The organism is Blautia sp. MCC283, from assembly GCF_018785565.1.
In the GTDB taxonomy this organism is placed as follows: Bacteria; Bacillota; Clostridia; order Lachnospirales; family Lachnospiraceae; genus Blautia_A.
In genome coordinates, this window is the sequence record NZ_WQQB01000013.1 from 1 (window position 1) to 21972 (window position 21972).

Below are 21972 nucleotides of genomic sequence, written 5' to 3' on the forward strand. Positions count from 1 at the left end.
CCCGGTCACGCCGCTGCTTCTGATGCTTCAGGGAAAGTGGAAAACACAGATTCTCTATGAGCTGTGCATCCATGATACGGCCCGTTTCGGCACCTTAAAAAAGGAACTTCCGGGCATCACCAATACCATGCTGACCAACTCCCTGCGGGAACTGGAACGGGACGGTTTCATCAACCGGGTACAGTTCAATGAAATCCCGCCTCATGTAGAGTATTCGTTCACCGAGCGGGGCCGTGACCTGATGCCGATTTTTTATCAGATCATGCTTTGGGGGTTCAAACACGAAAAAGACAATGGTCGAAGTTTTCCATTGCTTTTAGGGATATATACCCTAATTGATGGCTGTGGTTTGTATGATTTTCTTTTCAATCTTTCTACCAAGTCATCTATGTTTTGTTCCAGATTCCTCTCGTATTCTCTCTTCGTAATCTCATCCATACCAACTGCCTTACTTCCGTCTAATTCTTTGTGACATTGCAGAAGCATTTCTTTATTGATTAGATGATACAACGATGTGAACTCTGGTCTCGGCGAACTTGCCGATATTTCTGCTATTCTTTCCAATTTTGTTTCCATCAATACCTCCGTCCCTGAGTACGGTTGATGTGTCCTCAGAAAGACCATTATTATGTAGCTTCCTTCCCTCCATTGGCATTACCCAACTTCTTCAGTACTATGAAGCTATCCGACTGCCTGCTGTTCTTTTGGCATTCTCCCTTTTGCAGTTGTTTGCCATACTTGCAATGACAAGAAACAACAGGCTCTCCCCAGTTGACTGAATAGTCACAATGTAAAACATAAAGTGCTCTTTGACCCCGCAGAAGCAAACCATTTCTTACCATGACGATTTGGTTTGTGTTGCTTTCCGCTGGAATTAAAACGTCAGCCTTCTAGATATCAAAATTTCGAGGCTCAATCACACTCTCTATTTTCTCGCTGTCTACGCTTAGCAACTACCATTACTGGCAGTCACCCAGGACTCGCTACTGGCGGTTGGTTAGACCTTACCAGACAGGCATTCCACCTGCTAGACTACTCGCCCTTGTCTGGGCGCACAATTCCGATTTGTTAAATTCATATCCGCATTATAGCATAAAAATAACGACACTGTATATCACTTTCGTAACATACAATGCCGTTACTTTTATTTTCTTCGATACACCAAACAAAACATATTCCTGTATACGATAATATCATATACAGAGTTCGACTTGTTCAGCTTTAGTGGGGAAAATGTAAAGTGAACTCCGCCTTTTGGCATAGGAATTGTTTTGTTAAATTAAATAATGAAAAAGAAAATAGTCATTTTGATAGAACATATTAACTATAAATAATCAGAATTTGAATAGTGAACTTTTTACACTGAAATATGTACGATTCTAATAATGACATGAACTTATGGGAACGTATTGCGGATACTTTGTGAACTTTATCCTGATACAATGATTATGCTGATGAAAGAAGGCATCCCTTGGAATATCAATCTCCATATCTCCGTAACTGGTATGTAACGTTTTCTGGGAATGTCCATTCCTGGAATTATCGGTTTCTTTATTTCGATAATCATATTTGGAATATCCCAGTTCTTCATCCAGTTCCTGATCAATGGCGCCTTCCAAAATGATAGACATCATATCCCGCATAATGGAATTAACATCTGTTCCATGAGATGGAATTTTCTATAAGGACACAGGAATCTGGCAGTTCTTAGTGTTACCAAATCCTTCTGTCGTACAGGCTTCATAAAAGGAATCAATATGCGACACTATTGCAATCGAGGTAATATTGACATAGAATTCCATGTATTATAGAATGGTATCTGTAAAAAGAAGGCATGAAGAAAGCAGCTTTAAACGGGCTGCTTTTTTTGTGTCTTCTTTTGTCTTTCCTGAGTACCGGAGGAAAAGGAGTTTTCTGGATGGAGCAGAGAAGACAAAAAATAAATAAGAACAGGAGGAAGTATATGGAGGATACCAAAAAAACAGTTTTGGCGGGAAACGGGGAAAAAGATGTTCCGCGTGCAGTCTACGATGGTGTTTTGACAATCGATGTAGACGCGCAGGTTGAAAGCATGGAGGAACAGGAAGAAGCCAGATGGCATCAGCTTTTGAATGCACATCGTACCAGAAAGATCCTGACGGGCCAGCTCGGGGGCATTGAAAAACTGGAGAGTGGATGGATGGTTGCTGTTACATACTTTAATGGCTTTCGGATCATTATCCCAATGAATGAAATGATGATCAACCTTCAGGGAGACGGGCGTGAAAACGCGGATACCTTAAACCGTCAGGTCCGTATTGCTAACAACATGCTCGGCTGTGATATTGATTTCATCATCAAAGATCTGGATAACAAGAGCCGGAGCGTTGTAGCATCCAGAAAAGATGCAATGCTTAAAAAGAGACAGACTTTTTACCTTGGGGAAGATACAGAAAAACCAATGCTCTATGAAGGCAGGATCGTAGAAGCAAGGGTGATCGCGGTAGCTCCCAAAGCAGTCCGCCTGGAAGTCTTTGGTGTAGAAGTATCTGTCCGGGCCAGGGACATGGCCTGGGAGTGGATGGTAGATGCCGGAGAAAAATTCCAGGTAGGTGATCTGGTGCTGGTCATGGTCAATAAGGTGGAAGCAAGCTCTGTTGACCAGATCATTATAGAAGTGGATGCAAAGAGTCCGACAGCCAATATCAATAAAGATAACCTCCGGAAATGCCATAAACAGGGAAAATATACAGGGATCATTACGGAAGTCTATAAGGGAACCTATTTTATCCGCCTTGATATCGGAGTCAATGCCGTGGCACATTCCTGCAATATGTCCGCACTTCCGGGAAAGAAAGATAAGATTGGATTTGTGGTGACCCGCATCAACGACAACTATGAAGTGGCAGAAGGCATTATCACAAGGCTTATCAAAAGAGCTTCCTGAAAATGTTTTTATGATTTTCAAAGAATTCTGTTGACACAGAAAAAGGAATTTCTTTAACATCGGAGATAAAGATGGAAAGGAGTGACGTCAGATGGCAAAAAAGAAGAAAAAACAGATGCGGGAAACCTTGTACTGTCCATATTGCAAAAGACCCGGGGTACTTAGGCCTGCAGCTTATGTCTATGGGGATAACAACCTGGATCCGGAGAAATACCTGTATGTATGCAGCGGCTATCCTTCCTGTGATTCATACATTGGGGCACACAAAAAAAGTATGCGTCCCATGGGAACCATGGCTGACAGCAATCTGCGTAATAAGCGGATCGAAGCACACAGAGCTTTGGATGCAATCTGGAAAAATGGTTATATGACCAAACACAGCACATATATCTGGCTTCAGAACCGTTTGAATCTCCGGGAAAAGGACACACATATCGGGAAATTTTCTTATTACCTGTGTGAACAGACCATCCGGGAATGTACAGACTATATAAAAAGCCGAGAGGAGAAAAAGAAATCCCCGGATAAAATAAGCGTGGCATGACGGAAAGGATGGATGCCCTTGAGACTACAGGCGACAGAAGATGATGTATATCATCTGATGGACCTTAAAGAACAGTATTTTATTATGACAGCAATATGCAGTGTGGCAGAGGGAATCAGCGCATACTTTTTCATATACCAGAAAAGATGCTGGGATCTTGTATATTTGTGTACTGCACTGGCACTTGCGATAATCCTGCTTCTTCGTCAGGCCATAAAAATCAGCCGGAGGATCATGGAGGCAGAAAACTGTTATATGGCACTTGAAGAGGACAGCCTGGCAGTCTGCCAGCCGGAAAAAAACGGAAAATATGAGTCCTGCAGGATCTTTTACGATGAGATGGATAAGATCGTAGAAGGAACCAGACGGGGAATTCCGGAATTTTATATCGTGATCCGAAAAGAAGGGAAAGAACAGAAAAGCTTTTTCCTTTTGGATGAAGAAGAACAGGAACGGGATGTTTTCTGTGTACGATCATTTGGCTTTGACAATCAGGGATTCATGGAGTTTTATCGGAAACTCAGGTGGATCGTACCGGGAAGAACAAGGATTATCGGGACCAAAACACAGGAAGTATGGAAACTGCGGCGGCCGAATATCGGAATCTGTACGGCAGCAGGCATGCTTTTGGGGTATGTACTTCCAAAACTCCTGGAAATGATGTATGGGTAACAAGTTATATGAAAGAAAACAGATCAGAAGCAGAGATTAGAAAGAGTGAAAATGACAAGGAGGAAATGTCATGAGATGGTATACAGCAATCGGAATGAAAAAAGATGATGCAGATGGAAGGTTTTGTGTCTGGGTAGATGGGGAAGAAAAAGTACTTACAGAAATGGAAACTATTTTGTGGGCTGCGCTCACCTGGTCTTTCTGTGAAGAGGATAAGGTCCACTCCCAGATGCATCGTCTTCTTGTATTTAGCCTTGGAGAAAAACAGGCACAGGAATGGGCGGACAAAGAGGATTTTCAGTTTTGTCTGAACCGTCTGGTAAAGCGGGGCCTGGTTGTGCTGACAGAAGGATGTACCAGAGAGGAAGCTGTATACAGCATTATCAGCCGGTCAGTCATGGCTCCCATGGCCTTTTCACGGACAGAACGCATGAAGCATTTTATGGAAGCCCTTTCCATGGGAAAAGGACTGAAGTTTTCACTGAGGGCTTTTAAAAAGCCGCTGCTTACAGAAGAGGAATACCAGCTACTTTCCTATCTTCAAAGAGAAGGGGATGTTTCCTGCCACCTGAAATGTTTAAAAGAAGAGGCAAAAAGCAGGGAACCCAATTTAACAGATTCCCTCCAGGAACAGATACAACGGGAATTTATAAGCCGTGTAGCGCAGCTTTACTATAAGAAACAGCTTGTGATCGACAACATAAGAAGGGAGGACTGCCTTGAAGCAAACGGAACATCCGTATTGGCACAGGCTGTATAGATGCTTGGAAGATTTTGGAACACGTTATCAGAATATACCGGATTTTTTTAAGGACAGGATCCAGCGATATGGTATCCTGTCTCTTTTTATCCTGCTTTTCGGATCATTTATGGGAACATGGATGAAAGACAAAACTTTTATTTTCTGGTCTTTCCTGCTTGGGATTATCGGGTTTATAAGAACATATCTTATTTTCCGCACCGCGGATAAAAAGACCTATGAAATCGTGGAAGGGCTGGTAACCGGGATAGACGGGAAAAATCCCTTTGCAAGATTACGGAAAATCCGGGTGAGTGATCCGGCCGGACGGCAGAGTGAACTTTTGCTGGATAAAAATGTAAAAGTTTTGGAGGGAAAACGCTATCGGTTTTATTTTGGCATAAATGAAAAGAAGCTGGTAGGAATCCGCCGGGTGGATGCAGCACTCAATAACGGGACTTTTTGGGGAAACGAAGAAATATAAGAGGAAGAGATCCATTGACAGTTTTGCTGATCTCTATTGTAGTTCTTCTCATGCCGCTTTTTGCTTATGTGGCGGTGGGAGCAACATGGCTCTCTACCATACTTCCATCTGCCGGAATTGGTATGCAGAACAATTTCCTTTATCAGTTTGCAAATTTCAATTATCTGAATATCGGTGGAATGAGTTTCCGGACACCGCATGGATTTCGGCAGGAATTGAATTATTTGTGTTTACATTCTTGGCGATTCATTCCTATTGCAGACATCAGGTAGCATAAAAGAAGTTCAAAATAGAATGAATTGATTATCTGCCGCACGACGGCAAAAGAAAAAGCAGACAATTTAGAACGGCGACTTTGATTTTCAGAGCCGCCGTTTCTTTGTGGCAACACAAACCTATGATGGATTTTCCAGAAATATTGTAGCTAATAGCATTGTTTATGCGTTGAAAATATCTGAAAAATTGATGATAGTAGAAATATAATATTAAAATAAAAAATAATATAAAAAATTGTTTTACTATAGAGAAATATATAGTATAATACAACCATAAGAAGTGATAAAAAAATAACAAGTTGACCTAGCCAAACATAATAAGTTTTACTGTTGTGTTTGGCTTTTTTTATTTGATAGCCAGAGTGGGAAGTGAGGTGTCTACAATGATAATCTGTGTTATCTTTGATTTGGGAATGGCAGTGATTATGTTTTTATTTGGAATCAGTTTTGTAAAATCAAATGGAAAGGCCGCTGCATTTTTGTCTGGCTATAATATGAAATCTACGGAAGAACGAAAACAGTATGATGAAAAAGAAATGTGCAGAGTATATGGAAATCGGATGATGTGGATGGCACTGCCATTTGTAGCCGGTGCAGCCATAGATTTATTATACAGTGGAATCGGATGTTTTGCAGCGTGTGTAATATGGACCGTTCAATTTGTTTTATTGATGAAAGAACGTATGAAACGAGAAAAAATAGAAAAGAACATTTAGGCAAAAATTATATTCGAAAGAAGATATACAAGCTATCCAGGAACAGGATAATTCTCGGGAACAAGAGGAACTTTAATTACTTAAAGGAGATGACGTGAATATGAGATGTCCATATTGTGAAGGAAAAATGCGAAAGGGTCAGTTGCATGCGGTTGGTCCAGGGGCAGGACTGGAGTGGAAAGAAGGCTCTGAGAGTTTGCGGTTAAATACGGATCCAGAGTTGGCAGCAAGGATATCTGGAGACCGCATAGCTGCCTATAATTGTGATTTTTGCAGAAAGATTATTGTCTCTTACGAATATTGAGATTTTCAATTCTTTGAAAAATATGCTTTAAGTAGAGATGGGAACCAATTGAATTCGAATACGATTAATTGCGAGGAATCAGGCGATGAAGATAAAACGTGGAGATATTTACTATATAGAGTTGTATCTGGAACCTGGAAAAATTTCTGACCACAATAAAAGAAGCAATGGAACATTGTCATTTACCGGAGTGGAACTAATGGATGCTATTGTGTCAGCTGGGATGCCAGATATATATTTGAACAAGGCGAACAAAAGAAATCGTAAAGAGGAGATATATTTCAAAATTAAACTGTTTGAAACATATGTTGCTTTATTGCCAAACGGAGAACTTTTATTCGATCCTGCAAGAAAAGTCTATTTGGATAGTACAGAAATTGGTGCAATTAATTATTGGATTGGAATGATACTTATCACTGTACTGGGAAAGAAAAAATATGGTTATGAGTATATGGTTCACTTATCGATGGTATTAAAACTCAGTTCACAGCCGCCCATAGAAAAATATCAATTTCTTTCAGCTAATGGTAAAACTACATACAAATCACCGGATCTAATAGCAATAAACAATTCGAACCGTTATTATGGTGTTTTCGAATCAAAAGGTTATAGCGCTTATGATTCAAATGCTATGGAACGTGGTTATATTCAAGCAAAATCAATAGATAAGATAAATGGAAAACCTCCAAAAAATTCTTTAGTTGTAATGACCGTAACAGGAAAGAGAATAGAGATAACGGAAAAAGACCCAGAGGGTGGAATGGAACAGATTGAAGTCAATTTAAGTTTCCTGCAAATATATCATTATTTGCCGATTGTTGAGTTGATTGTGGAATTAGGCCCAGAGGAACAGGAATACTGGACATTTGGTTCTCTCGTATATGAGGAAGAAAAGTATTCTATTGGAATTCCTACGGTTTTGTATAAGGAACTTCTGCCAATAGCAGAAGGTAAGGAAGAAAATTTACTGGATGAGTTTCTTGAAAAAATTTCTTCTAAGGAAACATATTTATTAGATATCGTTCCGGATGAGGCAAGGCAGCATATTCTTCATGTAAAATAGAAATATGGAACCTTAAATCTTTATCAACAAATTAATGTAGATGTGGGAGGAAAGGGATATGAAAAAAGAATATAAGGTACTTATTTGTATTCTGGCTTTGATATTCAGCATAGGTGCGACTTGCATAGGTTTTGGATTGATTGGGAGCTCTTCTATGAAATTTGGAATGAAATATGTGTGTGATTTCGTTTTTCTGATGCAAACAATAGCTACATGCTGGGTTGTTATAGAATTGCTCAAAAAGTAAGCTTATTAGAGGGCTTTGAGTAAGTACCAATATCTGACATATGAGAGGAAGGCACTGTTATGGATGGTATAAGCAGCAGGAAATTAACATGGGGAATTTGCATCGCTGGCATTGCGATTGCGATAATAAGCTTCTTTTTCTTACCGGAGATTATTCCCGTTCACTTTGCTGGGAATGGAGTCGCAGATGACTTTGGTAATAAGATAGAAATTTTTTTAATGCCGATACTCCTTCTGGCTGTTACAATCTTGAGTGGTATAAAAAGTGTAAAGTATGTTCTGATGCATTCGAAAACTTGGCTAACAGTTGGTCAATATAACCTGATGATTGATTGTGTTTTAGGAATTATTTTGATTGCAGAAATTTTTATGATTTATGCTTCGTTTGTTTAAAGGCTGATCTATAAATAAAGAAGCAAATATATGGCAGTTTCTGGTTCATTGGGCAGGCTGTTTTATATCAAAGTGTGAAGAGGAGCTGGTTTATGATGAAAAAAGTAATTCCAATTATTTTATTTACGGTATCAGCAATATTGCTTTCTGCATGTGGCAGAAAAGAAGAACTGTACGAGATTCCTGACCTGTCACAGTACAAGACAGATTATGTAGGAGATTCTTCGAATGTTATAAATATTGTAAGTGGGCAAGAGTATCCGGAAGGATATTCTTATGATAGCATACAGATACAGTCTGAAACGAAGCCTTATGGATTAACAGTATTTCTAAAAGTTGAGCCGTCTGCAGTTAAGATTGAAGATGAATTGCAAGCTAATGCGGATATGACATTTGATTTGATTGGTAATTTGGAAACGCTTGATTATAAAATAGCGGATAGTAAGGAAATCATTGCATCGTATGAACGGTAGATCATTCAGTGGTTAATATTTTGTCTGCTATTATATAGTAAGAAAAATAGGAAAGCGAAACATATATTTGGAGGACAGCAATGAGAAAATGTGAAAAGTGTGGAACAGTCATGAGAGCGGATTTAAGACTTAAAGTTAATAGCGGTGGCTATGGGATCGTTGTAGATGTAGATGAAAAACAAAAAACGACAACTATAGATGATGTTAAAGTTGCAGTCTGTCCAGAGTGTGGACATACAGAAATGTATTTAGAGGATTTAACTAAATTGAAGTAAAATTAGATATGATTGAAACAGGATAAAAAATTTTGATGGAATGCTTGTGGAGAAAATAAATATGAAAAAACTTAACTATACAGAAGATTTATTGAGAGTTATCTTCTTTTGGATAGGAATATTCTTTCTTGTTTCCGGTGTCTTAAGTTTTCTTGGGATATTAAAACCAGCAGTAAACTCAGGCATTCAGAATCCAGACATGTTGGGAACTGTGTTTTCTATAACGGGAGTGCTTTTGTGTATAATAAGTGCTGCTCTGGGAATTTATACTGCAAAGCTTGATAAATTACATTTACAATTAATCGAAAATGGTACAAAAGTGAAGGGCTTGGTAGAAAAAGTATATTTGCAAAAATACACAAGATATAGAAGACAGATTCCATACAGGATTTTATATAGTTTTACATATCATGATAAAGTGTATTATCACAAAAGCCGTTTGGTATGGGAAAATCCGGATCTTAAAAAAGGTGACTTGATTACCGTATATGTAAATAATCTTGGTAAATCAACAGTTTATAATTGCAATGAAGCGGTCTGATATCTAGCCTCTATATTTCGGAAAATACTGCACGATCTGTGGTTTACAGAAGAGCAGCTTCAAAGAATGCTGAGGATGAAAAATGCAAATCCATCAGATGTATGGAAATTCAGAGATTATTAATGGACAAATTGAAAGCTGAAAGGAAAACGGCCTATCCGTTTTCAGCATTGGCGGATCCGTCTGCTAATAAGTGGTTTACAAATCAAAAAAGTGGTAAGAGTATTTTCATAATTCTGTTCAATTTTGTCTATGTTTTCGATAATCCTGTTCATGTACAAATGCAACTAAATTAGAGTATAATAAGGGAAACCATTGAAACTGGGTTTCCGTATTGGACATTCCTGTGATGGCAGGAATGTCCTTTACATATAGCGGTAAATTCTGAAGTAGTTGGCATAGAAGTTCATGAGGTAGTTGACGTATGCTTTAAATCTTTTCATTTCGTTTTCCTCCTTTCTTTATCTTACAAGCACATTATAATATCAGAAGACGTATATTACTTGCCAAATGGGAAGAAAAAGTAGACAAAACTTGCAGGAGATTAATTGGAATGTACTGGTAAGAGCATCACAGACATTTGCCTGGATGCAGGAGTTGAGAGCCAAAGGACATTTAACAGGGTATTTCGTGAAAGATATAAAGTAACGTCAAGGGAATACCGGAATCTTTATCATGAACAATATATAAGTCAGACCCAGGATGAAATATCTGGAATGGAGAAATAGGATGGCATTTATAATCTGTATAGCAGCACTCATAATCATGATGTTTGTATTTACCAAAATGTTGTTAAGTTTTGGCAATAACAGCAGTGCGGCAGTTGAATCTGTTGATGCGACTGTAGTTGAAAAGAAGCAAGGAATCTATACCCATATGCAGTCTGAATCACATGTACCTTGGTTTCGCGTTGTATTTGAGATGACAGATGGAAGTTTGATGGAATTTCAAATGCAACAGGGAGATTTTCGTGAATTGGAAAAAGGCGATCGAGGTATGCTGACTTATCAGGGAAATCGGTATATATGTTACCAAAAATATAAATTTAAAAGTGAAGCACAGGAGGAAGAAAAATGTTAAGTGAAAGCATTGCAAAACTGGTACAGTATGGGATTACAACAGGTCTGACACCAGAATGTGAAAGAAATTACACAACAAATCTTCTGCTGGACGTTTTTCATGAGGATGACTATGAGAAACCGGACAGCATTGAGGAACCTGTTAATCTTGAAGCAACATTGGGCGAATTGCTGGACGAAGCTGTAAAAAGAGGACTGATCGAAGACAGTATTGTATACCGGGATCATTTGATACCAGATTAATGAACTGTCTGATGCCGCGTCCGGGCCAGGTGCAAAAAGAATTCTGGGATAAATATAAAGAAAGCCCAAAGGAAGCAACTGATTATTTTATAAACTGAGTCAGGATAGCAATTATATCCGCAGATATCGCGTAGAGAAGGATCAAAAGTGGAAGGTAGACAGTCCATACGGTGAGATTGATATTACCATCAATTTGTCCAAACCGGAAAAAGATCCAAAAGCAATTGCCGCGGCAAGGAATGTAAAATCCGGAAGCTATCCGAAATGTCTTCTTTGCCCGGAAAATGAAGGATATGCGGGACGTGTTAATCATCCGGCAAGGCAGAACCACAGGATTATTCCGATCATGATCAATGATACTCCTTGGGGCTTCCAGTATTCTCCGTATGTGTATTACAATGAGCATTGTATTGTATTTAACTGCCAGCATACGCCAATGAAAATTGAGAGAAATGCATTTATTAAACTGTTTGATTTTGTAAAACTGTTTCCACATTATTTCCTTGGATCTAATGCAGACCTGCCGATCGTAGGTGGTTCGATCCTAAGCCATGATCATTTCCAGGGTGGACATTATACATTTGCAATGGCAAAAGCACCAATTGAGCAGTATGTAATACTTCCGGGATTTGAAGATGTAGAGGCTGGAATTGTAAAATGGCCATTATCTGTGCTTCGTATTCGGCATAAAGATTCCAACCGTTTGGTAGATCTGGCAACACATGTGCTGGAAGTATGGAGAGGCTATACCGATGAAGAAGCATTTATTTATGCTGAGACCAATGGAGAACCACATAATACAATTACACCAATTGCACGTAAAGTAGGTGATACCTACGAACTGGATCTGACATTAAGGAACAACATCACAACAGAAGAACATCCGCTGGGAGTGTACCATCCGCATGCAGAATATCATCATATTAAGAAAGAAAATATCGGTCTGATCGAAGTTATGGAACTTGCAGTTCTTCCGGCCAGATTAAAAGGTGAGATGGAACTTTTGGAAGAGTATATTCTTGAAGGCAAAGATATTTCTTCAAATGAGCAGATTGAGAAACATGCAGAGTGGGTTAAGAAGTTCCTTCCGAAATATTCGGAAATCACAAAAGAAAACATCCATGGCATTCTTCAGAAAGAGATTGGAATCGTATTTACCCATGTTCTGGAAGATGCAGGAGTATACAAATGTACGACCGAGGGAAGAGAAGCATTCATGCGTTTTCTTGAAACATTATAAAAATTGAAATAAAAGGATTCTTTGGGAAATGGGAGGTAAGTGAAACCTCCCATTTTTTAAAAGGAAGATGATGAAAAAGGTGTGAAACTTTCCTAGGCTTTTCTTTTGGATGTAAGAAGAAGTAACAGTGGAACAAAAATAAAGATCCTCCATAGTGCAGGAATGGTGATATTGTTTCGGAATGTAAATGCACTGCCAGAAGAATCTGCCGGTATGTAAATGCGAAGATCTACAGTACAGGATGAACTTTCATCGCGTATATCTAAAGGAAGCTGAGAATGATATACTTTGCCTTCATGGGTGAATTTAACAGGCAGTGCCCAGTAATAATGACGCGGACTACCAAAATTATAAAGATAATATCCGTCTGCTTTGATTAAATTTGGATTTTCATGGTAAAGAAAATAGTTTTTATTGGCATAAAAGAATGTCCCGCCCATTAATAGAAGCCAGATCAGCACCAGTGCAGCTTTATTCAAAAAAGGACTATCAAATACTCTTTTCAAAAATCCCCTCCTGTCAGATAAGGACATTTTATCAAATGAACCAGGAAAATTCGATAGAAAGAAAAAATTTATTATTATGAGAACCGATTTGCTTGTATCTGCATCTAATTAGTGTAAAACAAACACGTGTACAATCCGGCCGGACAGAAGGAGAAAACAGAGAAGCGATTTTGTACAGAAGAAAATAAGTGAGATCTGATTAGGTGCTGTCATGAATCAGTCTAGGATGAAAAATCCCTGACCGGTCACGGCAGCCCTTTTTTTTCCTGTTTTCAGGGTTCTGTTCACAGAGAAAAAGGAAAGTGTCTGAAAGTACCCCAAAAGTGTTAAATGTGAGATAAATGATGATGCGGTGTTTCTATCCGTAAAAGAGCAGAGGGAAAATGTTTTGTAGAAATCAGCTTACTGTTTGTAAAAGAAAATGTTTTTTCCGGCAGCCTTGGTTATTTTTTATTAAATCGGAGATATTAAAATCAGACGATTTAAAAAATCTGTCTGAATGCTGTTTATCGTTAAAAACAGGGGGCATGGATGGGAAAAAGAAAAGAGATAACCGGTAAGGATAATGGAAAGCAAAAAATGTGGATAATGATCACTGTCATCATAGTGTTCTTTGCTATGGCTGGCTACGCAGGAATGTCTTATTATTATTCAGACAGATTTTTTCGGGGAACAACGATCAATGGAATTAACTGTTCTGGAAAAACATCGGAAGAGGCAGAACAGGCGGTTGCAAAAAAAGCAGAGGATTATCTGCTGGAAGTAAAGGCAAGAAATCTGAAATCGCAGAGTATCAATGGAAAATTGATCGGATATCGTTATGTTTCGGATGGCAGTATTTCCCAATATCTGGATGAACAAAAACCATATAAATGGGTTCGGGGATTTTGGAAAAAGCAAAATTATACAGCCAAGGAAAATATGACCTATGATAAAGTGAAGTTAAAAGAACAGATGGAAAAACTGGAATGTGTAAAAAAAGAGAATCAGACAGCACCAGAAGATGCTTATGTAGCTTATAAAGATTCGAAGTTTGAAATCGTACCGGAAACAGAAGGGAATACCCTGGATTTCAATGGAGCTTATCAGGCACTGTCAGAAGCGGTTACTGACAAAAAAAGAACCATTGACCTGAATAGCTGTCCGGCTGTTTATGTAAAAGCGGCAGTAATGAAAGATGATCCAGATCTTAAAAATTCATTGGAAGAATGCCAAAATCTGATCCGGACCAAAATCGTATATATATTTGGAGAAGAAACGGTAACATTGGAGGGAGACGAGATCAGAAACTGGCTCATTTTTGATGAGAGAGGACGGCTACAAAAAAATGAGGATGAACTGAGACAGTGTGTGGCAGAATATGTGGCAAAGCTGGCTGCCACACATGATACCGTAAATACAGAGAGGGAATTTTGTACAACAAGCGGACGTACTGTTCAGGTGTATAGTTCCGTTTATGGATGGAAGATCGATCAGGAAAAGGAAATAGAAACCATTATGCAGGAAATGATTGCAGGAGTACAGATAAACCGGGAACCGGTATACGCCATGCGGGCAAATGCACGGGGTATGAATGATATAGGCAACACGTATATTGAAGTGGACCTGTCTGCACAGCATTTATATTACTATCAGGATGGTTCTATCATTTTGGAATCGGATATTGTGTCAGGAGATATGCAGTATGCAGAACGGCAGACACCACCGGGGATTTTTCAACTGTATTACAAGAAAAGTCCATCTGTGCTGAAAGGAAAGATGTTGGAAAATGGGAAATATGAATATGAAAGACCAGTAACTTACTGGATGCCTTTTAATGGGGGGATTGGATTTCATGATGCTTCATGGCAACCATACTTTGGAGGAAATCGTTTCCGAGAAGGTGGTGGATCCCATGGATGCATTAATCTTCCGGCGGACAAAGCGGCAGAACTTTATAATAGGATAGACGAAAGTGTGCCGATTGTCTGTTTTTATTAAAAATGGGCAGGATATATAGTTTTATATAGAGGTTTGTTTATAAAATGGAAGATCTTAATTGGTCTTCTGTTTTTTTATAATTATCAGCAATAATTTTATGGAAGAAAAGTGTATATGTTCCGTCCAGATATGGAAAGAAGTCTTTGACTATTTTGACCGGGAATCGAAAAAAATCGAGATAAATGAGAACTATTCGATTGATGAAGATGCAAAGGAAACCTTGCAGGAGAAGAACAAGAGGATGCTGGTTACAGAAGCAAAACGAATGGCAGTGTATTAAAATTAGGTGGATGTAATTGAGGAAAAAATATGATATCATGTTAGTGACAAAACGAAAATTATGGAGGAATAGAGTGTGAAAAAATGCAAATATTGTGGCAAAAAACTCAATGATAATTTTGAATTTTGTAACAGTAAATGTGAAAATTGTTATGAAAAGATGATGGATAAAGACAGCCATAAAATCAAGTATTTTACATTAGGCATTATTTTGGGATTCTTAGTTATGTTTTATGGCATTATTTCTAACAATAATGTCTTTATAATAGGAATTGGGATTGTAGTAATGGGTATAGATGTTGTTTTATTGCCATTTACAACTCCTGAAACAATTAATTTTCTAGGATATCAAAAGTCAAAATTCGCAGGAAGAATATCAGGCATATTGATTATAGCAGTTGGAGTATGGATGTGTTTTATTCAATGATAAATCCCAGCCTGCAAAATTGAAAATAAATTGAAAGTCACGAAATCGGAGGAGTTAATGATTATGTGGAATGAATTAGGTTTAAGCGGGGGAACCGCAATTATTATTTTAATTGCGCTGTATTTCGTCATCAAATGGGCAGTGAAAAATGGAATCAAAGAAGCCTACAGTGCCATTACTGGAAAGAAAACGGATGAAGATGTCAGAAACGAAAAAGAATTGAAAGAACTCGGATTTGAGTTAGAAGATAAATAAAAGTTTGGAGAATTGAGAAAATCGGGATTTTGAGGAGATTCTTATTTATGAAAAAAGGGATAAACAAATCAATTTTATTTTACATTGCATCAGTTCTGTTTTTCATAGCGTCAGCTATTGGCTTTTCGAGTGGAAATGAAAAATCTATGGCTATAGTATGGTTATGTCTTGGTTTTTCATTTCTTTGCTTGGGTTCGACTCATAAGAAAAAGGAAAACAATACAGATGATAAATAATTTCCTGCTTGTATTGTTGGAAAATCGGGATTCATAGAGTTCTTTTGTGATTTGCAACTGCTGGTTGACAGATTTACAGCCCGGAATGGTGGAATGCAAACAGCAAAACTGTTATATTGAGCTCATAAAATCTGCAAAAGGAGAAAAAAATGATTTTAGCTGATAAGATTACAGAGGAAAGAAAAAAGAATGGATGGTCACAGGAAGAACTAGCCAATCAGTTGGGCGTATCCAGACAGGCAGTATCTAAGTGGGAAAGTGCAGGAGCTGTTCCAGATTTGCAAAGAATTTTACAGATGTCGGAGCTATTTTGTGTTAGTACAGATTACCTATTAAAAGATGAAATGAAAGCAGAAAATATCACCTATCACGAAAGTACTGAAAGCTATGCAGAACCGTTGAAAAAAGTAACTATGGAGAATGCAAATGAATTTCTTGACATGAAAAGAAATGGATCCAAAGTAGTGGCAAACGCAACAAGTATGTGTATCTCAAGTCCAATATTATTGATTGTTCTTGTGACAATGGCAGAAGATGACGTATTTCATGTTTCGGAATCTCTGGCAACAGTATTTGGATGTGTTTTTCTGCTTGGAATGGTTGCGACAGCCGTCTTTTTGTTTATTACATATGGAATGCGAGAATCACATATGGAACATTTTGAAAAAGAATGCTTTGAAACAGAGTATGGTGTATCTGGAATAGTACGAGAAAAAAAGATTCCTATGAACCGATTTTTATCAGAGGAACAGCTGTTGGGGTAGTGCTTTGTATACTGGCAGTGATTCCGACAATTATTGCCGGAGCCATGGAAACGTCTGACTATTGTTGCGGCCTTTCCGTTGGATTGCTGCTGTTCATACTTGCAATAGGAGTGAATCTGTTGGTTCGTGTTGGGATGGTAAAAAGCAGTTACGATACCCTTCTTCAGGAAGGCGAATATACAAAAGAAGAAAAACTGTTTAAGAAAAAGACTGACACGTTTTCTGGTGTATATTGGTGCTTGACTACAGCGATTTACCTTGCATGGAGCTTCTGGACGATGAGCTGGGATATTACATGGATTGTATGGCCGGTTGCTGGTGTTCTGTTTGCAGCATTGCTTGGTGTGGTAAAAATGGTGTTAAAGAATGACAGTGAAACTCAGCACTATATTTAAGATGGAGTTAAGTTTTTTTTCGCATATTATACGCATCCAGAACTTCCAGTTGACCGAGCTATTTAGAGCGAATGATGCTTCTTGTCCAAAGAGCAAGAAAAGGTAGATTAGAAAGTGTTTTTTACAGGCAGGTGATTAGATGAATGATCAATTCTTACAAGGAGTATTATTCGATTGGAATAGAATTGATAACGATAGTTATTTAAAGAGAATTAAGGCTTTTAAAGGGATTGCAAAACTTGTTTTCAATAAACCAATTACCTTTTTTGTCGGAGAAAATGGCAGTGGTAAATCGACTTTATTGGAGGCACTTGCTGTAGCACATGGTTTTAATCCGGAGGGTGTAACAAAGAATTATGTTTTTTCTACGCATGATACACATTCAGAATTGTGTGATGCGATAAGAATTTCCAAAGGCTATCGGAAGGAAAAGTGGGGTTAAATTGCTAACAGATTAGATAATAAAGGAATCGACGGATTCAAGTTTGTGAAATTAAGAAAATCTGGATTGTAGAGGAAAATATTACATGAAGAAATTAGTATTGGTATCATTAAAAACGTTTGCCTTTTTTGTAGGCTGGGCTATATGTGTTTCAATTTTGCCTATACCAGATACAAAAAGTGCGGCAGTCTGGAGATTTTGGGCAGAATTGATTCCATTATTGTCAGTTATTGGTTTTACAATTATTTTCTGGTTAATAGATAAAAGAAACATACGATTACATCTGACTGGAAAACCTGTTTATAATATCGTACTTGGGTGTATCACAGGAGCTATTTGGTTAGGAGTATCTGTTGTAATATTATCTTTAACAGGGGTCATACATATTAATGGCAGAAACCAAATTTCTATGCTTTGGTTATGGTTATTTTCAGCTTTTATCAATAGCGTTATGCAGGAAGTGTTAGTTCGTGGTTACTTATATCAGATGATAAAAAATAATTACAACATCGTTGTCGCTGTCCTTATATCTACCGGATTATTTACATTTGCACATGGTGGGGCTTTTGAGGCAGGAATACTTCCTGTACTAAACGTTATAACGATGAGTCTTTTCGTGACGGCAGTTTTGGAATACACGGAATCCTTAGTTGCTCCGATTGTAATCCATTTTTTATGGAATGGAGTTGGTGCAATTATTTTGGGTGGAGTATCATTAGCAGAAGATTATCCGCATTTGTTCAACATGGTAATTAGTGGAAATTCAATTTTGTCGGGTGGCAGCTGTAAAATTGAAGGTAGCATAGTTGTACTGTTTATGAACTTGATTTTAATGTTTGGATTCGTAATGGCAAAAAAGAAAAGGGACAAAAATCTATAATTTCAGTTTTATTGTACTTTTCTAATTCGAGACACACTGTGCCCTGAATTGAGCTGGTCACATTATCGTGCCCTGATGCGTATAAATGATGAGAAAACAAGAACAAATGCAATGTAGACTTGGGATATAAAAAACTATACTATAGAAAAGCGTTAGAGGTGGCAACGGGAATGAAAAATAAAATTTTGGTGATAGAAGATGACCGTGCAATTTCAGAATTGCTGTGCATGAACCTGGAGGCAGCAGGGTATGAGACTGTGGCAGCGTATGATGGGGAAGAAGCCCAGAGGCTGCTCTTATGGCAGGAGGACGCGGACCTGGCAGTAGTGGATATCATGCTGCCGGGAAAAGACGGGTTTGCATTGATGGAGGATTTTAAAAAGAAGGAGCTTCCGGTGCTCTACCTGACTGCAAAGGATGATGTGGCTTCCAAGGTGAAGGGATTAAAGCTGGGTGCGGAAGATTATATGGTAAAACCTTTTGAGATGCTGGAACTTCTGGTACGCATTGAGAAGGTACTGGAGAGGACGGGACGGGCCAAGAAAGTCTTAACGGTCCGGAACATCCTAGTGGACATGCAAAGCCATCAGGTCTACAAAGACGGGCTTCCGGTAAGCCTAAAGCCAATGGAATATGACCTCTTTGTGCTGCTCCTGCAAAATAAGAATATTGCGCTTGGAAGGGAAGAACTGTTAAAACGGGTCTGGGGAGAAGACTACCTGGGAGAAAGCAGGACGGTGGATGTCCATATCGGACAGCTCAGAAAAAAGCTGGAACTTTATGATGAGATCAGGACGATCCCGAAACTTGGATACCGTCTGGAGGAATAAGGATGAAGCTGTGGAAACGAACGGTACTTCTTATGCTGGTAACGCTATTATGTGCCCTGATCCCAGTGGGAACGCTAAGTCTTTATATCACAGGAAAACGAAGCCTCAATAATGCTGCAGAGACCTACGGAAGACAGCTGGAAAATGGCAAGATACTCCTGGAACAATTTTGGGATAACAGCAAATATGAGCAGATGTCCGAGACTGGAAAGAAGGCCTATATGGAATTTCAATTTCAACGATGCTGTGGGTCCGGCATGGCGCTGATCGATAAGAAAAGTAGTACCGCTATTGAAAACCTGACAGATTATAAAGTGGTTGGGATTGAAAATCTGGGTCTGAAGAATGAAAAAGATCCATATGCCTATAAGATACAGAAACTGGGGAAGAAATACCTTCTTCTTCAAAAAGTAGCCTTATCTAAACCAGAAGGATACGAAGTCCTCTCCGTCCGGGAAGTCACAGGACTCTTCACAGAGCTGAGGCAGACCGCTATCTGGTTTGCCGGAATCTATCTGGCAGTGTTTCTGATGGCAGGACTTTTTATTTATATGATGATGAAAAGAACCGTGGAACAGATGGAGAAGCTACAGGAAGTGGCAGAGAAACAGGAGCTGCTCATGGGGGCACTTTCCCATGAAATGCGTACCCCGTTAACGTCCATTATCGGGTATTCGGATACCCTGCGCCATGTAAAGCTGAAAGATGAACAGAAAGACCGGGCACTGGAACATATCAACCGGGAGGGAAAGCGCCTGGAGGCTCTTTCTGGGAAGATGCTGCAGATGCTGGGGCTTTATCAGAACCATGCCATACAGATGGAAATGACCATGGCAGGTGACCTTTTAAACCATGTCATAGACATGGAAAAAGAACAGGCAGAAAAGAAAGCGGTGCACCTCAAGATGGAATGTGAAGCCTTTTCCATGAAAATGGATCCGGCCTTGATGGAAAGCCTTCTGATAAACCTGATCGACAATGCCCTAAAGGCTACGGATGCCGGTGGAAGCATTTGGGTAAAGGCTTATGAGAAAGCTGGAAAAAAGATCTTTGAGGTGTCGGATACCGGAATGGGGATCCCGGAGGAAGAACTGGGAAAGATCACAGATGCATTCTATATGGTGGACAAATCACGAAGCCGAAAAGAAGGCGGATCCGGACTTGGGCTGGCACTCTGTGTGAAGGTGGCTGAAATCCATGGCGGATGCTTGAAAATCGAAAGCAGACAGAGAGAGGGGACCACGGTAAGAGCCATCTTCTGATTTACAATTTGTTTACATCTTGATGAATACATCGGCAAAGCAATATGGTACTCTTTTCTCATAAGAAGAGGGTACCTTTTTTAATACCGAAAGGAAAGGATGGAAAAAGGATGAAGAAAATAAAAATGTTTATGGGAGCCGTTCTGTGTATGAATCTTTTGACATTATCCGGATGTGACCGTATTGTCCAGTCTGCTGTTGTGGAAGAAAAGGATCAGACAGAACAGAAAAAAGAAGAGAAAAAGGAGACAGTTCAGAAAATCGTTGCCGAACAGGTTCAGGCACCGGAAACATACCAGACAACGATCCAAGCAGATCTAAGATCAGCGGACCGGGAGGATAAAGAAACCCCGATGAATTTTACCCTGACAGCGGATGCACCGGTAAAAGTCCCGGATGTAGATGCAATCTGTTTAAAAAAAGTAAAAAGGGTGGCGATTCCTGAAGAAGAACAGAATAAAATAAAAGACACATTCGGAAAAGGACAGCCCATGCAGGAAGAGAAGAATGAGAACGAACAGGCGGGGACATATACAGTAGATGGACTGACCTATCGGTATTCTTATACACAGAGTGAGCAGGTATCGGATGTGGAGGAACTCGGATTTGGGATAGCGAAGTTTATCTTTGACGATTGTGGAGACATGACCCTGGAATCGAGTGAGAAAAAAGAAAGGGAAGAACGCTTTCAAAATTATATAAAGGCAGGAACCGGGAAAGTATCTGAAAAGGAAGCAAAGGAGAAGGTTTCAGGTCTTGTGTCCGGAAACTGGGAGATATTTGAAAGTTCCTCAAAAGCACTTACTGAAGGAAGCACTACCTTGGAAAAAGATGATTTCATTTTTGAACGGATGATAGACGGGGTTCCGGTTAATTATGTGAGGGAAACCTCTCTGCCTGTTAATGAGCAGGCTCTTGAATGGGAAAACGAAGATGGAACACTTCATGAAGGACAGTCTGAAGGATGGGAAAATGAAGTACTGACGATGGACTTTTGCAGTGGGACACTTCAGAGTTTTCTGCACCGAAATCCCATAGAAGCATCGAATGCTTCCGATGAAAGGCTGTTCCTACTTCCTTTTGATGAGGTCAAGGATATCTTTGAAAAAACGATCACTTTGCAGGTCATGACAGAAGACAAGAATCGGCTGATCTCTGTCGATGGAGGAAGCCACTACCGTTATCCGTCCATTGATGCACAGAGTGCGGAGATAACCATAACAAAGGTACAGCTGGGTTATATGTGCATGCCAGACAGTGAAGGCAGTGATACCGAAGCAGTCCTGATCCCGGTGTGGGATTTTTATGGAACCTGGACATCCAAAGAGCCAGAGTACGAGTACGGAAATGGGGAAGATGGACCGGTCATGGGAGACGTGACGATGGATGATGCAGGCGTTCCACTCCTTACGATCGATGCACGGGATGGAAGCGTAATACAAAGGATTCAGGCTGGATGGGCGGCTTCTATGGGTTCCAAGGATATAAAATAGAGTGTGAATT

General features: G+C 39.3%; 28 protein-coding genes and 4 pseudogenes. 30 read left to right on the top strand and 2 right to left on the bottom strand.

The window, feature by feature from the left end; all coding sequences use genetic code 11:
• A partial coding sequence (locus GPK81_RS18620) for a winged helix-turn-helix transcriptional regulator (protein ID WP_330627504.1) occupies positions 1-472 on the top strand: 472 nt, incomplete at its 5' end.
• A 994-nt stretch (positions 473-1466) separates the two neighbouring features.
• Here the strand turns inward: GPK81_RS18620 and GPK81_RS03610 are convergent.
• A pseudogene (locus tag GPK81_RS03610) lies at positions 1467-1676 on the bottom strand (transposase); the annotation flags it as partial.
• 287 nt (positions 1677-1963) lie between these two features.
• Here GPK81_RS03610 and GPK81_RS03615 point away from each other — a divergent pair.
• The 18 genes and pseudogenes from GPK81_RS03615 (at position 1964) to galT (ending at position 12213) form a co-directional block, all read left to right on the top strand.
• The gene (locus GPK81_RS03615; protein WP_110925766.1) at positions 1964-2926 is read left to right on the top strand and encodes a S1 RNA-binding domain-containing protein; all 963 of its coding nucleotides are present in this window, start codon (positions 1964-1966) and stop codon (positions 2924-2926) included.
• A 91-nt stretch (positions 2927-3017) separates the two neighbouring features.
• Positions 3018-3470 carry a zinc-finger-containing protein gene (locus GPK81_RS03620; protein ID WP_055066318.1) on the top strand — a complete coding sequence of 151 codons (453 nt, stop codon included), beginning with the start codon at positions 3018-3020 and terminating at the stop codon, positions 3468-3470.
• Between the two features lie 18 nt (positions 3471-3488).
• Positions 3489-4142 (top strand): hypothetical protein, encoded by a 654-nt coding sequence (locus tag GPK81_RS03625; protein WP_173899946.1) that lies wholly within the window; start codon positions 3489-3491, stop codon positions 4140-4142.
• Between the two features lie 70 nt (positions 4143-4212).
• Complete coding sequence (locus GPK81_RS03630; protein WP_114001685.1) at positions 4213-4902, top strand: hypothetical protein; 690 nt, start codon at positions 4213-4215, stop codon at positions 4900-4902.
• Positions 4862-5365: a hypothetical protein gene (locus GPK81_RS03635; protein WP_195656589.1), complete on the top strand. Its 504-nt coding sequence runs from the start codon at positions 4862-4864 to the stop codon at positions 5363-5365. Before GPK81_RS03630 ends, GPK81_RS03635 begins: the two co-directional genes overlap by 41 nt.
• 14 nt (positions 5366-5379) lie before the next feature.
• Positions 5380-5637: a hypothetical protein gene (locus tag GPK81_RS03640; RefSeq protein WP_252196593.1), complete on the top strand. Its 258-nt coding sequence runs from the start codon at positions 5380-5382 to the stop codon at positions 5635-5637.
• 386 nt (positions 5638-6023) lie between these two features.
• Positions 6024-6356, top strand: a complete 333-nt coding sequence (locus GPK81_RS03645; RefSeq protein WP_059085790.1) for a DUF3784 domain-containing protein — start codon at positions 6024-6026, stop codon at positions 6354-6356.
• A gap of 100 nt (positions 6357-6456) precedes the next feature.
• Entirely contained in the window at positions 6457-6660 is a 204-nt protein-coding gene (locus GPK81_RS18625) for a PF20097 family protein (protein ID WP_420314364.1), read from the top strand.
• An 85-nt stretch (positions 6661-6745) separates the two neighbouring features.
• Positions 6746-7723, top strand: coding sequence for a hypothetical protein (locus tag GPK81_RS03650; RefSeq protein WP_215706559.1), 978 nt, complete (start codon positions 6746-6748; stop codon positions 7721-7723).
• Between the two features lie 58 nt (positions 7724-7781).
• Entirely contained in the window at positions 7782-7970 is a 189-nt protein-coding gene (locus GPK81_RS03655) for a hypothetical protein (RefSeq protein WP_055056116.1), read from the top strand.
• 59 nt (positions 7971-8029) lie between these two features.
• Entirely contained in the window at positions 8030-8362 is a 333-nt protein-coding gene (locus tag GPK81_RS03660) for a DUF1648 domain-containing protein (protein ID WP_215706560.1), read from the top strand.
• Between the two features lie 92 nt (positions 8363-8454).
• Positions 8455-8835 (top strand): DUF4825 domain-containing protein, encoded by a 381-nt coding sequence (locus tag GPK81_RS03665; RefSeq protein WP_119199756.1) that lies wholly within the window; start codon positions 8455-8457, stop codon positions 8833-8835.
• 80 nt (positions 8836-8915) lie between these two features.
• A complete protein-coding gene (locus tag GPK81_RS03670; protein ID WP_215706561.1) occupies positions 8916-9110 on the top strand; it encodes a nucleic acid-binding protein in 195 nt (64 codons plus the stop codon).
• Between the two features lie 61 nt (positions 9111-9171).
• Positions 9172-9651, top strand: a complete 480-nt coding sequence (locus GPK81_RS03675) for a DUF3592 domain-containing protein (RefSeq protein WP_215706562.1) — start codon at positions 9172-9174, stop codon at positions 9649-9651.
• Between the two features lie 27 nt (positions 9652-9678).
• Positions 9679-9774, top strand: a complete 96-nt coding sequence (locus GPK81_RS18630) for a hypothetical protein (RefSeq protein ID WP_179963059.1) — start codon at positions 9679-9681, stop codon at positions 9772-9774.
• Between the two features lie 425 nt (positions 9775-10199).
• Entirely contained in the window at positions 10200-10379 is a 180-nt protein-coding gene (locus GPK81_RS18465) for a helix-turn-helix domain-containing protein (protein ID WP_092072164.1), read from the top strand.
• 1 nt (position 10380) lies between these two features.
• Complete coding sequence (locus tag GPK81_RS03690) at positions 10381-10731, top strand: DUF2500 domain-containing protein (RefSeq protein WP_158526443.1); 351 nt, start codon at positions 10381-10383, stop codon at positions 10729-10731.
• Positions 10725-12213, top strand: a pseudogene (galT, locus tag GPK81_RS03695) (UDP-glucose--hexose-1-phosphate uridylyltransferase). The gene GPK81_RS03690 and the pseudogene galT overlap by 7 nt, the downstream one beginning before the upstream one ends.
• Before the next feature lie 92 nt (positions 12214-12305).
• On the opposite strand, the gene GPK81_RS03700 reads toward galT, so the two are convergent.
• On the bottom strand, positions 12306-12719 hold the full coding sequence (locus tag GPK81_RS03700; RefSeq protein WP_118050892.1) for a hypothetical protein: 414 nt from the start codon (positions 12717-12719) through the stop codon (positions 12306-12308).
• Positions 12720-13250: 531 nt separating this feature from the next.
• On the opposite strand from GPK81_RS03700, the gene GPK81_RS03705 reads away from it, so the two are divergent.
• From GPK81_RS03705 to GPK81_RS03755, 11 genes and pseudogenes are all read left to right on the top strand, one after another.
• The gene (locus tag GPK81_RS03705; RefSeq protein WP_173744214.1) at positions 13251-14699 is read left to right on the top strand and encodes a L,D-transpeptidase family protein; all 1449 of its coding nucleotides are present in this window, start codon (positions 13251-13253) and stop codon (positions 14697-14699) included.
• Between the two features lie 97 nt (positions 14700-14796).
• Positions 14797-14979 (top strand): hypothetical protein, encoded by a 183-nt coding sequence (locus tag GPK81_RS03710; RefSeq protein ID WP_173775443.1) that lies wholly within the window; start codon positions 14797-14799, stop codon positions 14977-14979.
• A 75-nt stretch (positions 14980-15054) separates the two neighbouring features.
• A complete protein-coding gene (locus GPK81_RS03715; protein ID WP_117996831.1) occupies positions 15055-15405 on the top strand; it encodes a DUF2116 family Zn-ribbon domain-containing protein in 351 nt (116 codons plus the stop codon).
• Positions 15406-15468: 63 nt separating this feature from the next.
• Positions 15469-15660, top strand: coding sequence for a DUF6019 family protein (locus GPK81_RS03720; RefSeq protein WP_117996829.1), 192 nt, complete (start codon positions 15469-15471; stop codon positions 15658-15660).
• A 47-nt stretch (positions 15661-15707) separates the two neighbouring features.
• Positions 15708-15896 (top strand): hypothetical protein, encoded by a 189-nt coding sequence (locus GPK81_RS03725; protein ID WP_215706563.1) that lies wholly within the window; start codon positions 15708-15710, stop codon positions 15894-15896.
• A 149-nt stretch (positions 15897-16045) separates the two neighbouring features.
• A pseudogene (locus tag GPK81_RS18470) lies at positions 16046-17055 on the top strand (helix-turn-helix domain-containing protein).
• A 139-nt stretch (positions 17056-17194) separates the two neighbouring features.
• A pseudogene (locus tag GPK81_RS03735) lies at positions 17195-17494 on the top strand (AAA family ATPase); the annotation flags it as partial.
• 88 nt (positions 17495-17582) lie between these two features.
• Positions 17583-18377: a CPBP family intramembrane glutamic endopeptidase gene (locus GPK81_RS03740; RefSeq protein ID WP_117942130.1), complete on the top strand. Its 795-nt coding sequence runs from the start codon at positions 17583-17585 to the stop codon at positions 18375-18377.
• Positions 18378-18547: 170 nt separating this feature from the next.
• Positions 18548-19207, top strand: a complete 660-nt coding sequence (locus GPK81_RS03745) for a response regulator transcription factor (protein WP_118039749.1) — start codon at positions 18548-18550, stop codon at positions 19205-19207.
• Between the two features lie 2 nt (positions 19208-19209).
• On the top strand, positions 19210-20469 hold the full coding sequence (locus GPK81_RS03750) for a sensor histidine kinase (protein WP_215706564.1): 1260 nt from the start codon (positions 19210-19212) through the stop codon (positions 20467-20469).
• Positions 20470-20579: 110 nt separating this feature from the next.
• Entirely contained in the window at positions 20580-21962 is a 1383-nt protein-coding gene (locus GPK81_RS03755; RefSeq protein ID WP_215706565.1) for a DUF6034 family protein, read from the top strand.
• The last annotated feature ends 10 nt before the right edge of the window (positions 21963-21972 follow it).

Bases quoted from the DNA above. Each gene is read 5' to 3' on its own strand.
- GPK81_RS03615 (WP_110925766.1), top strand. From the start codon at position 1,964: ATGGAGGATACCAAAAAAACAGTTTTGGCGGGAAACGGGGAAAAAGAT.
- GPK81_RS03620 (WP_055066318.1), top strand. From the start codon at position 3,018: ATGGCAAAAAAGAAGAAAAAACAGATGCGGGAAACCTTGTACTGTCCA.
- GPK81_RS03630 (WP_114001685.1), top strand. From the start codon at position 4,213: ATGAGATGGTATACAGCAATCGGAATGAAAAAAGATGATGCAGATGGA.
- GPK81_RS03645 (WP_059085790.1), top strand. From the start codon at position 6,024: ATGATAATCTGTGTTATCTTTGATTTGGGAATGGCAGTGATTATGTTT.
- GPK81_RS18625 (WP_420314364.1), top strand. From the start codon at position 6,457: ATGAGATGTCCATATTGTGAAGGAAAAATGCGAAAGGGTCAGTTGCAT.
- GPK81_RS03650 (WP_215706559.1), top strand. From the start codon at position 6,746: ATGAAGATAAAACGTGGAGATATTTACTATATAGAGTTGTATCTGGAA.
- GPK81_RS03655 (WP_055056116.1), top strand. From the start codon at position 7,782: ATGAAAAAAGAATATAAGGTACTTATTTGTATTCTGGCTTTGATATTC.
- GPK81_RS03660 (WP_215706560.1), top strand. From the start codon at position 8,030: ATGGATGGTATAAGCAGCAGGAAATTAACATGGGGAATTTGCATCGCT.
- GPK81_RS03665 (WP_119199756.1), top strand. From the start codon at position 8,455: ATGATGAAAAAAGTAATTCCAATTATTTTATTTACGGTATCAGCAATA.
- GPK81_RS03670 (WP_215706561.1), top strand. From the start codon at position 8,916: ATGAGAAAATGTGAAAAGTGTGGAACAGTCATGAGAGCGGATTTAAGA.
- GPK81_RS03675 (WP_215706562.1), top strand. From the start codon at position 9,172: ATGAAAAAACTTAACTATACAGAAGATTTATTGAGAGTTATCTTCTTT.
- GPK81_RS03690 (WP_158526443.1), top strand. From the start codon at position 10,381: ATGGCATTTATAATCTGTATAGCAGCACTCATAATCATGATGTTTGTA.
- GPK81_RS03705 (WP_173744214.1), top strand. From the start codon at position 13,251: ATGGGAAAAAGAAAAGAGATAACCGGTAAGGATAATGGAAAGCAAAAA.
- GPK81_RS03710 (WP_173775443.1), top strand. From the start codon at position 14,797: ATGGAAGAAAAGTGTATATGTTCCGTCCAGATATGGAAAGAAGTCTTT.
- GPK81_RS03720 (WP_117996829.1), top strand. From the start codon at position 15,469: ATGTGGAATGAATTAGGTTTAAGCGGGGGAACCGCAATTATTATTTTA.
- GPK81_RS03725 (WP_215706563.1), top strand. From the start codon at position 15,708: ATGAAAAAAGGGATAAACAAATCAATTTTATTTTACATTGCATCAGTT.
- GPK81_RS03740 (WP_117942130.1), top strand. From the start codon at position 17,583: ATGAAGAAATTAGTATTGGTATCATTAAAAACGTTTGCCTTTTTTGTA.
- GPK81_RS03745 (WP_118039749.1), top strand. From the start codon at position 18,548: ATGAAAAATAAAATTTTGGTGATAGAAGATGACCGTGCAATTTCAGAA.
- GPK81_RS03750 (WP_215706564.1), top strand. From the start codon at position 19,210: ATGAAGCTGTGGAAACGAACGGTACTTCTTATGCTGGTAACGCTATTA.
- GPK81_RS03755 (WP_215706565.1), top strand. From the start codon at position 20,580: ATGAAGAAAATAAAAATGTTTATGGGAGCCGTTCTGTGTATGAATCTT.